At 59.0% G+C, this 14,786-nt stretch carries 15 protein-coding genes; 11 read left to right on the plus strand and 4 right to left on the minus strand.

What is annotated here, in order from left to right; all coding sequences use genetic code 11:
* The first annotated feature begins 1 nt into the window (after position 1).
* The 9 genes from BLQ28_RS21080 to BLQ28_RS21120 are packed head-to-tail and all read left to right on the plus strand — an operon-like array spanning position 2 to position 8,283.
* Positions 2-697: an ABC transporter ATP-binding protein gene (locus tag BLQ28_RS21080; protein WP_218121949.1), complete on the plus strand. Its 696-nt coding sequence runs from the start codon at positions 2-4 to the stop codon at positions 695-697.
* A gap of 18 nt (positions 698-715) precedes the next feature.
* Complete coding sequence (locus tag BLQ28_RS21085; RefSeq protein ID WP_093243554.1) at positions 716-2,218, plus strand: class I adenylate-forming enzyme family protein; 1,503 nt, start codon at positions 716-718, stop codon at positions 2,216-2,218.
* A 9-nt stretch (positions 2,219-2,227) separates the two neighbouring features.
* Positions 2,228-3,010 carry a citryl-CoA lyase gene (locus BLQ28_RS21090; RefSeq protein WP_093243556.1) on the plus strand — a complete coding sequence of 261 codons (783 nt, stop codon included), beginning with the start codon at positions 2,228-2,230 and terminating at the stop codon, positions 3,008-3,010.
* Positions 3,007-3,324, plus strand: a complete 318-nt coding sequence (locus tag BLQ28_RS21095) for a YciI family protein (RefSeq protein ID WP_093243558.1) — start codon at positions 3,007-3,009, stop codon at positions 3,322-3,324. The genes BLQ28_RS21090 and BLQ28_RS21095 overlap by 4 nt, the downstream gene beginning before the upstream one ends.
* A gap of 24 nt (positions 3,325-3,348) precedes the next feature.
* Entirely contained in the window at positions 3,349-4,233 is an 885-nt protein-coding gene (locus BLQ28_RS21100; RefSeq protein WP_093243560.1) for an intradiol ring-cleavage dioxygenase, read from the plus strand.
* A complete protein-coding gene (locus tag BLQ28_RS21105; RefSeq protein WP_093243562.1) occupies positions 4,226-5,119 on the plus strand; it encodes an NAD(P)-dependent oxidoreductase in 894 nt (297 codons plus the stop codon). The genes BLQ28_RS21100 and BLQ28_RS21105 overlap by 8 nt, the downstream gene beginning before the upstream one ends.
* 27 nt (positions 5,120-5,146) lie before the next feature.
* The gene (locus BLQ28_RS21110) at positions 5,147-5,536 is read left to right on the plus strand and encodes a nuclear transport factor 2 family protein (protein ID WP_093243565.1); all 390 of its coding nucleotides are present in this window, start codon (positions 5,147-5,149) and stop codon (positions 5,534-5,536) included.
* 12 nt (positions 5,537-5,548) lie between these two features.
* Complete coding sequence (locus BLQ28_RS21115) at positions 5,549-6,619, plus strand: maleylacetate reductase (RefSeq protein ID WP_093243566.1); 1,071 nt, start codon at positions 5,549-5,551, stop codon at positions 6,617-6,619.
* Positions 6,616-8,283 (plus strand): GMC family oxidoreductase, encoded by a 1,668-nt coding sequence (locus BLQ28_RS21120; protein ID WP_093243568.1) that lies wholly within the window; start codon positions 6,616-6,618, stop codon positions 8,281-8,283. Before BLQ28_RS21115 ends, BLQ28_RS21120 begins: the two co-directional genes overlap by 4 nt.
* Before the next feature lie 549 nt (positions 8,284-8,832).
* Here BLQ28_RS21120 and BLQ28_RS21125 read toward each other — a convergent pair.
* Positions 8,833-10,584 carry an FAD-dependent oxidoreductase gene (locus BLQ28_RS21125; protein WP_093243571.1) on the minus strand — a complete coding sequence of 584 codons (1,752 nt, stop codon included), beginning with the start codon at positions 10,582-10,584 and terminating at the stop codon, positions 8,833-8,835.
* A 119-nt stretch (positions 10,585-10,703) separates the two neighbouring features.
* Between BLQ28_RS21125 and BLQ28_RS21130 the strand changes: the two genes are divergently transcribed.
* Both BLQ28_RS21130 and BLQ28_RS21135 read left to right on the plus strand, forming a co-directional pair.
* Positions 10,704-11,111, plus strand: coding sequence for a YybH family protein (locus BLQ28_RS21130; RefSeq protein ID WP_093243574.1), 408 nt, complete (start codon positions 10,704-10,706; stop codon positions 11,109-11,111).
* A 102-nt stretch (positions 11,112-11,213) separates the two neighbouring features.
* Positions 11,214-11,963: a TetR/AcrR family transcriptional regulator gene (locus tag BLQ28_RS21135; protein ID WP_093243576.1), complete on the plus strand. Its 750-nt coding sequence runs from the start codon at positions 11,214-11,216 to the stop codon at positions 11,961-11,963.
* A gap of 65 nt (positions 11,964-12,028) precedes the next feature.
* On the opposite strand, the gene BLQ28_RS21140 is transcribed toward BLQ28_RS21135, so the two are convergent.
* From BLQ28_RS21140 to BLQ28_RS21150, 3 genes are all read right to left on the minus strand, one after another.
* A complete protein-coding gene (locus tag BLQ28_RS21140; RefSeq protein WP_093243577.1) occupies positions 12,029-12,751 on the minus strand; it encodes an aspartate/glutamate racemase family protein in 723 nt (240 codons plus the stop codon).
* Positions 12,752-12,981: 230 nt separating this feature from the next.
* Entirely contained in the window at positions 12,982-13,764 is a 783-nt protein-coding gene (locus tag BLQ28_RS21145) for an aldolase (RefSeq protein WP_093245468.1), read from the minus strand.
* Positions 13,765-13,778: 14 nt separating this feature from the next.
* Positions 13,779-14,768 carry an alpha/beta hydrolase gene (locus tag BLQ28_RS21150; protein ID WP_093243580.1) on the minus strand — a complete coding sequence of 330 codons (990 nt, stop codon included), beginning with the start codon at positions 14,766-14,768 and terminating at the stop codon, positions 13,779-13,781.
* Positions 14,769-14,786 lie beyond the last annotated feature (18 nt).

Raw genomic sequence — 14,786 nt, forward strand, 5'->3', positions numbered from 1 at the left:
CATGTTGGAACGGCTCAACGTCTTCTATGGTGAGAGCCATGTCCTTCACGACCTCTCATTCAGCGCTGCAGAGGGACGAGTCCTAGCGCTGCTAGGCCGCAATGGCGTCGGGAAGAGTACGTGCATCAACGCTATTGCCGGTTTGCTGCCAATGCGTTCCGGAGAGACCCGTGTATTCGGCGCCCGAATCAATGGTCTCGCGCCCGAACGAATTGTCGCGCTCGGGGTTGGACTGGTGCCTCAAGGGCGGCGTGTGTTCTCGACGCTCACCGTCAAAGAGAACCTCCAAGTGGCGTGGCGTGCAACTACAGCTGAACGCAGATGGTCACTTGAGAGAGTCTATGAAATGTTCCCGCGCCTGAAGGAGAGGCAATCGAACCTGGCGGTCAACCTTTCCGGGGGCGAGCAGCAGATGTTGGCCATCGGGCGCGCACTCATGACAAATCCACGCCTACTGCTGCTCGATGAGCCTTCTGAAGGTCTAGCACCACTGGTGGTTCGGGAACTAGGCCAAAACCTGATGCGCCTCAAGGCCGAGGAACTCTCCATCGTAGTCGTGGAGCAGAACGCTGCGCTCGCCCTCGACATCGCGGATGACGCCGTGATCATGGGTTCTGCGCAACTCGCATGGACAGGGAGAGCGGCGGATCTGAAAGCCGCACCCCATCTACTAAATCGCCATCTCGGCGTTTCTTGAAAATCATTGCAGGCTTATATGTTTCCAATTCAGTTTTTTTTCCGGGCCGCTGAGCGTTATCCAGACAGAGTGGCGGTGAAGTCTTCGGAAGAAACCATCACGTATCGGCAGCTCGTGCATCGCGTTGCGGCAAGCGCTGCGGGAATTCATGCCGCAGATCCAACCTATCAGGCTCGCATTGCTGTAGGTGGAGCCAACTCAGTCCATCATCTGGTTGCGATCCTCGCAACGTTGGCCGCGGGAAATATCTGGGTCCCCTTGAACCCGCGCAACGGTACACCGGAGTTGTTGCGGATGGTCGAATTTACGTCACCATCCCTTCTCCTTGTCGATCGAGATTTGGCACTGAGGCTCAAGGATTGTGGGCAAAAGATGGTAAGTCTGGAGCGAGGTCTTGAGGGGTGGAGTCGTCAATTCATGGACGAGAGGGTGCCAGTGCCAACTGGCGCACTCAGCGATGTTCAGGCGATCAAATTCACTGGTGGTACCACCGGCGTGCCAAAGGGCGTGATGCAGACCTATCGGGCTTGGAGCACCACAATCGTGACGCAATGGCGCGAGTTCGGCTTCGATGAGAACGATAGATTCCTGATCTCGGCGCCTCTGACTCATGGCGCATCAACCTACCTTCTTCCGATCCTTGGGGCAGGTGGCATGTTGGTATTTCCAGATGAACTGAAGCCAGCGGCAATCCTCGAAGCCGTCCAGAAGCACGGTATCACCACCGTCTTCATGCCTCCGACCCTGATCTACGCAGTGGTTCACGAAATGGAGTTGAACCCGCGCGACACGCAATCACTGAAGCGATTGATATACGGCGCCGCTCCCATGCCATCACAAAAGGTGCGCGAGGTGCAGCGTGTTCTGGGGAACGTGCTAGCCACCACCTATGGGCAAACTGAGGCTCCGCAGATCATCGCGTGCCTGGGCTCTCAGGAACTCGCCGATCCACGAAATATCGCGTCGGTCGGTCGGCCCACACTAATGACGGACGTGAGGATCATGGGCAAAGAAGGGGAAATGCTGCCCCCAGGGGAGGAGGGCGAAGTGGTTGTGCGCGGCGACCTGGTGATGGCGGGGTATTGGCGCATGCCCGAGGAGACTGCGTCCACCATTCGAGACGGCTGGCTTCATACGGGTGACATTGGACTTTTTGATGAGCGCGGATTCCTTTTTCTCAAGGATCGGGCACGTGACGTCATCATTTCAGGAGGATTCAACGTCTACCCGAGCGATGTTGAAGCTGTTTTGGGACGACATCCCGCGATATTCGACTGTGCCGTCTTCGGCGTTGAGGACGAGAAGTGGGGAGAGGCCGTGCATGCGGCCGTGACCCTAAGGCCAGGCATGCACGTGGAGAAGGATGACCTGATTGAGCTGGTGAAGGCGGAACTGGGGTCTGTGAAAGCTCCAAAGGAAGTGCATGTTCTTGAGGCGTTGCCCAGGAGCTCGGTTGAAAAGACGTTGAAGTCTGAGCTTAGGAAATCCGTCCTGAATGCAAGAAGCACAGCATCAAGCTGAAAGAGCCGCATGAAAAATATCCCGACAACTGCACTGTGTCGCCATGAGAACGAGGCTATCTGGTATCGCGAGCAAAATCTCGTCGAGGATCTGCTTGGAAAACGAAGTTTCACAGATGTTCTTTTCGAACAGATCCTCGGACATCGACCAAATCAGAACGAGGTGGTTCTGGCGGATGCCGTACTCGTCATGCTGATGGATCACGGCTTGACGCCCAGTGCGATCGCTGCCCGGCTTACCTATATGAGCTCCCCGGAGAACATTCAAGCTGGTGTTGCCGCGGGTCTTTTAGGTGTTGGCAGTCAGTTCATCGGCACCATGGAGGACTGTGGACGCATCCTGGCAGATTTGCGTGGCGCACCCGACTTGCAAATTGCTGCGCAAAAAACAGCTTCTCTCTATCGGACGGAGCGGCGCTCTCTGCCCGGATTTGGACACCATCTGCACAAGCCCGACGATCCGAGGGCGAAAAGCCTGATTGAGTTGGCGAGAGTGATGCAAATTGCCGGCGCGAATGTCACCGCGTTGCTGGCTCTCTCTGATGCTGTCGATGCCGCAGTGGGAAGGCACATCACTATCAACGCCACAGGAGCGGCCGCTGCAGTACTAGGTGACCTTGGCGTTCCCATTGCGGCGATGCGTGGCTTTGCCGTGATCTCACGTGCCGCCGGACTGGTTGCACATCTGGTTGAAGAGAGTAAGAAGCCATCGGGTCGATTTATCTGGGAGCTCGTGGATCGGGAGATTCCGTATGTGGCCGAGACTCCGTTAAAGAAGGAGATCAAATCATGATCTTCGCGATCTTCTGCACGGATCGAGCGGGGACCTTTGAACTGAGAAGAAGCATTCGACCCACGCATCGAGACTACCTTCATTCAGCGAAGGGTGCCGTTCGCTTAGTCATGAGTGGGGCAACCCTCTGCGAGGACGGTAAGACCATGAATGGTTCGTTGATCGTCGTTGAAGCGGAATCATTTGCCGATGTCGAGAACTTCGCGGAGAACGATCCATATCGGAAGGCGGGCCTCTTTGAGAGCTGGTCGATACGACCTTGGGATTGGACTTTCGGAAATCCTGCCGGCACACCCTCTATCAATCCTCTCTGAATCGATCATCTTTAGGAGAAATGCATGCGTAATTTGAATGAAAGCAATATCACGGAGGCGGTTCTGGAGAGCTTTTCCGCCACGTCCGACGATCGCCTGAGAGAGATTCTTGGTGGCTTGATCCGGCATTTGCATGATTTTGCGCGAGAGGTGAATCTCACGGAAGAGGAATGGATGAAGGGTATTCAGTTCCTGACCGCCACCGGTCATATGTGCGACAACGTCCGGCAGGAGTTCATCCTGCTATCGGACACGCTGGGGCTCTCTCAACTTGTCGTGGCACAGAACAACAGTCGTCCCCACAGTGCCACCGAACAGACCGTATTTGGTCCGTTTCACGTTGAGGGTGCGCCGCTCCTTCCGAGCGGGACCGACATCGCAAATGGACGACCCGGCAGCCCATGCTTCGTCCAGGGCAGAGTCTCAGCCCAGGGCCAACCGGTGGCCGAGGCGCGTGTCGACGTATGGCAGTCCGATGGCGATGGCTTCTATGACGTGCAAGACAGTGATTGGAAAATCGAAGAAACCAGTTTGCGTGCGACCTTCATCACGGACGCGAATGGATGCTTTTCGTTCCGCTCACTCTTGCCTGCAAGCTACCCCATACCAACAGACGGACCGGTTGGGGCGATGCTGAGCGCCACCGGGCGACATGCCATGAGACCGGCCCACATCCACTTCATGGTCGAGAGGCCGGGATTCGATCGACTTATCACTCACGTATTTGTCGAGGGAGATGAATATCTCGAGTCGGACACCGTCTTTGGCGTGCGCAGTACGTGTGTGGGAAATTATGTGCGTCGCGAAAACGAACGAGCACCGGATGGAAGCCTGGTAGAAGGACCGTTCTACACGCTCGACTACGAGTTCGTGCTAGATCCGGTTCGCACGGAGGTGTCCCATGGCTGAACGGATTGGCTGGATTGGTGTCGGGAAGATGGGGTTGCCAATGGCGACACATCTTGTCAAAGCAGGCCACCAGGTGCTGGCGTTTGATCCTGTTCTCGAGAATATTGCGGTCCTGGAATCACGAGGTGCCCAACGCGCCATTTCTGCCAAGGAGATAGCGCGCACAGCGAGCGTTATTTTCATTTCGGTGCCCGATGACCAAGCTTTGCGCGCCGTTGCTCTCGGCGAAGAGGGACTTATTGCGCAGGCCGAGCCGGGTACTGCGCTGGTTGATACAAGTACGGTTTCTTCCGCTGTTTCTGCTGAAGTAGGGCGAGAGGCGACCGCCCGAGGCATCGGCTTCATCCGCGCGACGGTCTCGGGAAACAACCACTTGGCGGAGGCTGCAATGTTGACGGTCCTGGCCTCCGGACCTCGATCGGACTTCGAGCGAGTGCTCCCGTTCCTTCGGCTGTTTGGCCCACACCAGCACTACGTGGGCGGCGACGAACAGGCGCGTACGCTCAAGCTCGCTATCAATCTCATGGTGGCAGGAACGGCCACGTTGATGGCAGAAGCTTTGACGCTCGGTCGTTTAGGTGGTGTCGAGTGGAATGTGATGCTGGACGTGCTTGCTGGTAGCGCGGTAGGTTCCCCGATCGTCAAAAGCAAGGCGCAGCAGCTGAAAGCGAGGGATTTCTCGGCGACGTTCACTGCGCGTCAACTCGCGAAGGATCTCGATCTCATCCTTCAGTCCGGGAAGGCTCTGGATGCCGCGATGCCGCTGACGGCGCTGGTGGCGCAGATGAATGGTTCGGTCATCGAAAACGGCATGGCCGATGAGGACTACATCGCCATCGTGAAAGTCATCGAACTACTTTCAAGGCATGGAGTGCAAGCGCCGTAAATTCGTTGAAAACTAAGGAGAAGAACGATGACAAGGAACGATGAAACTATCGAAAGAATCCGTCAGCTTGATGACGAGCGCTATGCAGCAATGGTGGCGAAGGATGTTGATTCGTTAGAAAAATTGCTGGACGACAAGCTGATCTACATGCATTCGAGCGGAGTGGCGGACACCAAAGCCACGTACATCGAGGGCTTGAGCACGGGAGTGTGGGACTACCACGGCATTGATCGTGAAGAGCTTCGGCATCAGATTGACGGAGACGTCGCACTGATGTTCAGTAGGCTCTTTATCCGGATGACGAATCGCGGAACCTACAAAGAGTTTGGAAGCCACGCGCTCGCAGTCTGGGTCAAGAAGAGCGGTATCTGGCGACTGTTGGCGGTGCAGTCCGGCGGCTTGCCGCCTGTCGGCTAGGAGTCGTCCCAGATGCAGCCATTTTCCTATGAACAGAATGCCTCTCGTGTGCTTTTCGGAAACGGCACACGCAAGCGATTGAAGGCGGAAGCCGAACGGCTCGGTCTTGCAAGAGTTCTTGTACTCTCCACGGCGGCGCAGTGCGAAATCGCAGAGCAGATGCGATCGCTCCTTGGTGATCTCGCCGTCGGCGTTTTTTCCGAAGCTGCCATGCACACCCCTGTGACGGTAACCGAGCGAGGGATGGCGTGTGTGCGCGAGCTTGATGCAGACGGGGTCGTGGCGATCGGTGGAGGATCGACTGTCGGCTTAGGAAAGGCTATTGCAATTCGGACGGGCCTTCCGCAAATTGTTCTGCCAACTACCTATGCAGGCTCGGAGATGACGCCGTTGATCGGCGAAACTTTCTTGGGTGTCAAAAAAACGCAGCGTACAAGCGATGCGTTGCCAGAGGTCGTGATTTATGACGTTGACCTCACGCTTTCTCTGCCGATCCCAATGTCAGTCAAGTCCGCACTGAATGCAATGGCTCATGCGATCGAGGCACTGTACGCTCCTGACGGAAATCCGATCACCGCGCTCGCTGCTGAGGAGGGCGTACGGGCCGTTTTTAGCGGGATTTCTCGGCTTTCCCTCGGCGCCGATGACGGTGAAGTGCGCTCCGAGTTGCTCTATGGCGCATGGCTTTGCGGAAGATGCCTGGGCGAGGTCAGTATGGGGTTGCACCACAAGCTTTGCCATTCCCTCGGCGGTGCGTTCAACCTCCCTCATGCAGAGATGCACGCCATTCTTCTCCCATATGTCCTCGCGTTCAATGCGCCGGTGATTCCTGACGCAATCACGCGACTGAGGCATGCGTTACGGAGCGACGATCCGGTGCGGACGCTATTTCAGCTGCAAAGAACCTGTGCGGTGCCGCTCGGGCTGCGTGAGATCGGTATGCCGGTATATGGAGTTACGCAGGTCGTTGATCAAGTGTTGGCCAACCCCTACAAAAACCCTCGCGAGCCCAAGCGTGTTGAGCTGGAGACACTGCTTTTGAGAGCGTGGGCCGGCGAGGCAGAGGGAATTGCCGCGCGATGACGCAATTCGACTTTCTCATTGTTGGCGGAGGCACCGCTGGGGCGGTGCTGGCATCACGGCTTTCAGAGGACCGCGCTTGTCGCGTGCTGTTGGTTGAAGCCGGGGCCGACACGCCGCCGGAGGCGACGCCCAGCGATATCAACGACACGTTTCCGAGTTCCACGCTGAATCCCGATTACTTCTGGACCGGACTTGAGGCAACGCTCACTCGGGGCGGTTCGTCGCGGCCGTATCCGCAGGCACGGATCATGGGCGGTGGCTCCAGCATCATGGGGATGTTCACGCTGCGCGGGATGCCGGATGACTACGACAGCTGGGGCCGTAGGGGGGCGGGCACATTCTCATGGAAAGAGGTCGTACCCTTTTTCGAGAAGGTCGAGGGCTATCCATCGTCAGCAGGAAGAAATTCTGGAACGTATCCCGTGCGACGCACGCCGCGCGAGGAATGGCCGGCTTTTGTTCACGCAATGGAACGCGCGGCCGGCAGTCGCGGTTTCCCTTTCGTTCCAGACATGAACGCTGCGCCTGGAGACGGCTTTTTCTCCATGCCCGCCAGCCGCGACGAGACTGTCCGTTCAACCAGCGCCGGGGCATATCTGACTAGGGAGGTGCGCTCGCGATGCAATCTGACAATCATGCCAAGCACGCGTGTCACGCGTCTGGCAACGGAAGGTAGGCGCGTTATCGGCGCTCATGTGGACCGCAATGGAATGTCTACCACCATTTCCGCCGGCAACGTAGTTCTGAGTGCGGGTGCGATTCACTCCCCCGCACTCATGATGCGATCGGGCATTGGCGACGGGGGGGCGTTGTCCGCTCTGGGTATTCAAGTTGCCGCCGAACTTCCTGGCGTGGGGCGCAATCTGCAGAATCATTGCTACATGTTTTTTGCGTTGACATTGCCTCGTGGGAAACGGCTACCGCATGCGCTGCGGCGATTCGCCGTCGCTGGGCTGCGCGCATCCTCCGGCCTTGCAGATTGCCCTGCCGGTGACCTCATGCTGTTCATGCTGGGGCGGGTGAGCGGAAAGTCCTTTGGCACAGATGTGGCCATGGTGGCTCCGGCACTGTATTCCCCGTTCTCCAAGGGACGCGTGACGCTTGCGGCTGCCGATGCAAGCCGGCACCCGCGTGTTGAGTTTTGCATGCTTGACGATCCGCGCGATGCGCCGCGTATTGTGATGGCTGCAAGACTAGCCGAGAGCCTGCTGCGCGATTCATTGGTCGCGGCCTCCTACAGTGAGGCCATGCTGTTGCCCGCAGGAATGGCGATGAACCAGTTCAATCGCGGAGGGTTGATGGGGGCCTGTATTTCGACGGGCGCTCAGTTGGTACTGAATGCTCCTGGTCTCTTGCGTCGAGCTGCAATGCGGCTGGCGTTTAAAGGCGGAAAGTTCTTGTCAGCCTCCCATTCACAATCTCTTTCCGAGTCTGATCTTCTGTCCGCTATATCGCCGATGGGGCACCCGGTCGGTACGTGCGCAATGGGTGAGGTCGATGATCCCTATGCAGTTGTCGATTCGAACTATCGGGTGCATGGCGTCGACAACCTCTTCGTAGCCGATGCCTCAGTCATGCCCACTATTCCCAGCGGAAATACGAACTTGCCGACACTGATGCTCGGAGAGCATGCAGCGCACAAGATTCAACGATTGAAGCTATAGGCACACGTTCGACGGGTCTTGGTGGGACGCTTGGGCACGCTGGCCTACGATCGGGCGACCTGCCGCGGCTGTACATATGAGGCTACCTAAGCGCGATCCACTCGTCGTGTTGGCCGGAGCCCGAGTGCCGCCGCAACGGGAAGTGCATGTGGCTGCTGGGGCGCTTGGCGCCGGATCATAAGACCATCGCCGAGTCCAGGCGCCAGGACTCGAAAGTTGGTACCCAAAGACCCATGCGAACTCGAAGGACATCCCCGAAGGACGCCGATTCAGCTGGCCGGTCGCATCACCGAGTTGCAGCCTCATCAATGACAAGCTTCCACCCCATCCTAGTCTGCGACTGTCGTCGAGATAAGACGACTGCGGGCGTACGTCGGTACCAGCAGCCTCGGCCTCGATGCGCAAGTCAATGCAGAGCGTGCAGCGGCATGAGAAGAAAGGCGCCAACGAGCAGCATGCCGAACTTTTCGCAGCGTCTTCGAATTTTGCGTTTCTCCTTTGAGGCATCGAAGGCCGATGTGGCTCCCGGAGCCACGAATTCCTACCGCATCAGGGGACCAACTCCAACTCGGCGGCCATCAGCGTGCGCTCTGGACCAATCGTTGCGGTCGGATACTTCGAGTGAACTGCAAGATGGCGCCCCACGATGTAGCCAAAGGTCATGCCTGGGCCCAGTGTTGCGCCTCCGCCTGGGTAACTGCCTCCGAAGATGCTCGCCATATCGTTGCCTACCGCATAGAGTCCCGAGATCGGTCGGTCCTGCCCATCGAGGACGCGGGCCACCTCATCGGTCTTCAGTCCGCCGAAGGTGCCGATGTCCCCCGGCATGATGCGTACGGCGTAATAAGGTCCCAGACCCACCGGTCCAATGCAGGGGTTGGGCGCATGGGTTGGATCGCCTTGGAAGCGTTCGTAGGCGGTTTCTCCCTTGTGGAACTCCGGGTCCTTGCCCTCTCGCGCTGATTCATCAAAGCGAGCAATAGTTTGCGGCAGTGCATGCGCATCGATGCCAGCCTTGTGCGCGAGCTCTTCCAAAGTTGCGCCACGCATCAGGTAGCCCGATCGCAGGTATGGGAACAGTGGTACGGGGAAGGGCTTGGCAAAACCGAGGCCGTAACGGCGCAGCGCTTGGTGGCTGGCGATCAGGTAGGTGGGCTGGCCGCTTTTGATCAGGGCCGCACCGAAGGCGTGGTAGTTGGTGCCCTCATTAGTGAAGCGCCGGCCGTCGGCACGGACCGCGATGATGCCTGGCTTGCTGCGATCCATGATGTGGGTAATGCGAGTGCTGCGTCCGGAACCTAGAGGGACTTCCGATACTGGCATCCACGAGCCGAGGTTCGGCAAGCTCATGTCGGTTTTTCCGCCAATCGCTTCGGCCATGCGAAGACCGTCTCCCGTGTTGGCTGCCGGCGCCATCGTTAGGTGGTCGTTGGCCGATGGTGCGTGGGGAAATACCTGCCGACGCCTTGCCATGTCGCTGGGAAATCCGCCAGTGGCGAGCACAACGCCATGTGTGGCACGCACACGTGTTGGTACGCCTTCGTGCATCACCAGTGCGCCGCGGACTTCGTTCCCGTCGATCAGCAGCTCAGTCACGGGCGAGTCAAGCCACACCGGGATGTCGAGGTCGAGCATCGACTTGTAGAGCCGCGCGGCCAGTGCCGCACCGTTGAAAAGCCGCATGTTACGACCATGTAATGCCAAGTCGCGTCCGTACTTTGCAAGGCGTTTAAGCGTATACCAAGCCGATGTCGCCGAACGCAACGCGTTCAGGAAATGGCGCATGTCAGGACCTGAGCCAAAAGTTAGTCCGACGAACGTCATGCCGCGGATCGGCGGGGCCAGCAGCGAGGCATGGCGGCCGAGCTCGCGCGCATCGTAGGGTTCGGGAAAAATGGGCCGACCGCCCATCGAGGCCCCGTCAGCTTCGGCGTGATAGTCGGGGAAGGCGCTGCCGAGCACGAAGCGAACCGCGGTTTCGCGTTCGAAGAAATCCACCATCTCCGGTCCGTACTTAAGGAAAGCGTCTACGCGAGGGCCGTCGAAATATCTTCCGGCCTCACCTTGTACATAGCGTCGTGCTGCCTCAGCCGAGTCGACGATGCCCGCGCGATGCGCAAGAGGATTGCAAGGTACCCAAAGGAAGCCGCCGGAGAGCGCCGTGCTGCCGCCGAACACTGGTTGCTTTTCTACCACCAGCACGCTCAATCCCTGTTTGCGTGCGGTCAACGCTGTGGCCATACCGGCTGCACCCGTGCCGACCACGAGTACGTCAAAGCTCGCCTCTGCAATTTCTTTCATGTCCTTGTCCTGTCTCGACGTCGTTGATGTTGACAAAGTAGACAAGTATTTGACTATTGTGTCAATTATGGGTTCAATCGATCGTGTCCACGATCTGTGGCGACTGAGAAGGAAACTCTGTGAGTCAAACAATCAACCAGGCGCTCGAGACAACGCAGCGAAGCTGGAACGCCGCGGCCAGTGAGTGGGACGCGGATGCGCTGGCGGCCCTCTACACCGAGGATGCTGTGCTGTTTGGGGGATTGCCTGGGCAGTCGATTGGTCGTGAGGCTGTGAGAGGCTATTTCGGCTCGTATACCGGTGTGCTGGCGTCCACTTCGCTGACGCTGTTCGACCAGGTACTGATGGAGTTGGGGCCCGAACTGTATTTTGCCCAGGGGTACTGTCGCTTCGAGTTCATGCACGTCAGTGGAAAAAGGTCCTCCACTGTGATGCGGACCACCTGGGTACTGGTGCAGCATGACGGCAATTGGAGGATCCGGCTGCACCACTTCTCGACAACGCCAGAGAGGCCGCCGATCGACTAGTAGGGGGAATGCTTGGCGGTGCGGCTTGAGGTCCGGCAGTGTCCGCTTGAGTGCCGATTGAATATGATGACCTGGCCCGAACACAGCTCCATGAGCCCACCCATGAAAAAAGATTCGACCGCGGCTAAGCCACGGCCCAGCCGCAACGACGCGCAGCGCCAGACAATTCTCGATGCGGCGTCGCTGCTGTTCATCGAGAAGGGCTTCGGGGGAACCAACTTCAACGACATCGCGGATGCGGTGGGTGTCACGCGCACGGCGCTCTACTACTACTTCCCGAGCAAGGAGACGATCCTCGAGGCCCTGACCGAGGACATCACCGAGAAGGCCGGCAAGCTGGCGCAGACCGTGTCCCGTCGCGACCAGATGCCTGCGGACGAGGCGTTGCGTCAATTGATCTTGCGCCACGCCGGACTCATCCTGTCGCATCCTGTGCAGTTCCGCGTCGTCGAGCGTAGCGAATCCGATTTGCCCGAACTTCGCCGTGCCGCCGCTCAGAACGCACGTCGCGCTGTGCTGGATCATTTCGTTGCTGTGATACAGCGAGGCATTCAATCGGGCCTGTTCCGGCACACCGATGCCCATGTCGCGGCTTTTTCCATCATCGGCATGTGCAATTGGTGTGCTTGGTGGTTCGACGACAGGGGGGCAATGTCGGCGGACGCAGTGGCAGCCTCGCTTGCCGACTTTGCGCTGCGTGCACTCTCCGCTGGCGAGCCGTTGCAGGCCGGCGGTGCAGATCCGCTGCAAGCGGCCGTCGACCAGATTCGCGATGCATTAGGGGTTCTCGAAAAGCAGATCAAGCCGGCTACACGTCGTGCGTCGGCAGCGATAGGCTCGTCGCCAAAATAAGGGGGAATGCGCCGACCCTCGTCAAATCGCGCGAGAGGGGCAAGAGACGTCATGGAGACAACACATCACGTGATGTCGAATGCGGCTCTAGCAATGGCCTGAGCATGAATAGTTGCACTGTCGAAGATCGGAACTGACTTTTCTGGCAGCCTGTGCTTGATCAGAGAAAAGTCGGTGCATCCGAGAATGACCGCCTCGGCGCCAGCTGAACTGAGCTCTAGAACGGATTCTGATATGACCGCAATGCTCTGAGGGCTAACGAGGCCCCAGAGGAGTTCATCAAAGATGATGCGATCGAGTTGCTTTTGCAGTGCGTCCGAGCATGAGATCAACTCAAAGCCGAGTGTTTGACTCATACCTTGATACAGACCGGAAGCTTTGGTTCGAGAGGTTCCAAGTAAGCCAGCCTTCCGAACTCCGGCATCTGCCACGCGGTGACATACAGGCTGCACGATGTCGAAGATCTGCACTCCGATTTGTTGTTGAATTTCTTTGGCGAACGTGCTTCCAGTATTGGATGTAACAGCAATAAAGTTCGCACCTCCATCTAGGAGGCGAAGCGAAGCGTCGCACATGAGTTTGGCTATCGCGGCCGAGTCGTCTTCCAATGTTTGGTTCAGGAGTTGACGAAGATTCAATGTATAAAGAAGCGATTGAAAGCTGTCGTCTTCGGAGCTAAGCGGCGCGGCTTGTTCATGCATTGTTCGGTAGTAGATGATGTTGGCTTCGACACCCATACCGATGAGTCCTGGGACTCGCTTCTGCCCTGTATTTGGTTTGAAATTCATTCTTGTGCACGTGGTCGTCGGATACAAATAGGGGGGCCTGCGAGAAACCTCAGGGAGTACTTGCCCGAAAGGCGTCGCTATTTGTGCGATGCGTGATCGCTCGATGCTTGGCAACACAAAACCGGTCGCTCCTGAGAAAGCGCTGCGGCTTTGCGGAAGGCGAGACGATCAATCCATGTCTTGGGCTCGTGTCCACACGCCGAAGTCTTCCTGGCAGAACAGGTGTTGGATCACCCGAGGAAATTCGCCTGCGGATGACCCGCCTGCAGCGCACGCCGGGCATACATCGCGAAGGTCGCCGCTACGATGCTCGGTTTCAGCAGGAAGTCGTGAGACTCCTGCGCCAGCGCATCCGCCACGGGCCGGATGGTGCCCGCCGCTGCTGCCATCAACTGGCGGCGCGCGGCCTGTTCCAGCAGCACCGCCATGTAGGTGGCTTCCTCGACGTTCGCGCAGGCGGTCAGCAGGCCGTGGTGCGCGAGCAGGATGCTGCGCTTGCCACCCAGCGCGCCAGCGATCACTTCACCTTCCTCGTCGGCAATCGGCAGGCCCGGCCATTCCTTCAGGAACGCGCAGTCGTTGAAGAAGGGCGTCTGGTCCATGTGCGCGACCACCAGCGGCTCCTCGATCATCGAGAGCGCCGAGGTGGCCGGCGGATGCGTGTGGATGATGCAGGCCACGTCCGGCCTCGCGCGGTACACCCACATGTGAAAACGCGTCGCGGGGTTTGCCATGCCTAGGCCTTCGAGCAGCCGGAGCTCGTCGTCGACCACGATGATGTCGTCGGGCACGATCTCGTCGAAGGCCAGGCCGATCGGCGTGGTCGCAAAGCGCCCCTCGCCGAGTCGGACGGTCATCTGGCCGGCGAGTGTTTCGCAATGCTCCTGCTGCGCGAGGTAGCGGCAGGCAATGGCCATCTTCTGCGGGATGCTCCAGTCGGGTGTCTGCCGAAGCGGCGCGCCGAGTTGGCTGTTGACGGTGTCGCGCAGTCGGGCGCGTGCGGTGTCGTTCATGGGAAGGTCCGATGTCATGCGATGCAGGTGGCAATGAAGCGCTCCGAGCGCTCGGCCGCGCGGCGTGACAGTTGGGTTGAAAGGAAGGTGAAGCCGTGGATGCCGCCGGGGTAGACAGCCAATTCGCCTGTGTTGCCGGCCGCAACCCACTTCATGTACATGAAGAGGTTGTCGTCCAGCAGCGGATCGGCCGTGCCGATGGTGAAGAGCGCGGGCGGCAGGAACCGCAGGTCGGCATAGAGCGGCGACACCACCGGGTCATCGGGCTCGAAGTTCGTCAGAAAGCGCGACAGATGCACCTTGAACGTCGGCAGGTTCAGGATCAGTGTGTCGTGACCCTGGCGCATGCTGGGCGTCAGCGAAAGGTCGTAGCCGCCTTGCGAGAGGTTCAGGCCCGCCAGCGCGGTGTAGCCGTGCCGGTCGCGTAGGCGCAGCGCGCAGAAGGTACTGAGCGCCGCTCCGGCCGATTCACCGCCGATCACGATGCGGTCGGTTCCGTAGGTCTCGCGCGCGTTGCGCACCAGCCACCACGCGGCCGCTTCGCCATCGGCGGCAGCGGCCGGCAGCGGGTGTTCGGGCGCGAGACGGTAGTCGACGCTGATAGCAACGACACCTGCGTGGCGGGCGATGCTCTCCAGCATGCCGTCCTGCCCGCGCGCGGAGCCCAGGCAGAAGCCGCCACCATGGAAATGCAGATACACGCCGCGCACGGCCGTGCCCGCGGGCGGAAAGATCTGCCGCAGCAGCAAGGGGCCGCCGGGGCCGTCGATGAAACGGTCTTCGGCGCGCAGTTCCGCGCTTGCTAGGATCGGGCTCACGATGCCGCCGCCCGGAGGCATGCTGCGTTCGATCTCCAGCGGCAGCTCCCAGCGCGCCGGCAACTCGGAGGTAGCCTGGCGCAGCCGCTCGTTCATATCCCGGGTTTCGGAGTCGATGGCCGCATCCGCAAACATGCGGGGATCGATCTGGATCAGGTGTGCCGTGGCGTCTTGGTTGGGTGTCATCGGTGTCATGGGTGGTAG

It is taken from the genome of Variovorax sp. EL159, assembly GCF_900100965.1.
Classification (GTDB): Bacteria; Pseudomonadota; Gammaproteobacteria; order Burkholderiales; family Burkholderiaceae_C; genus Variovorax.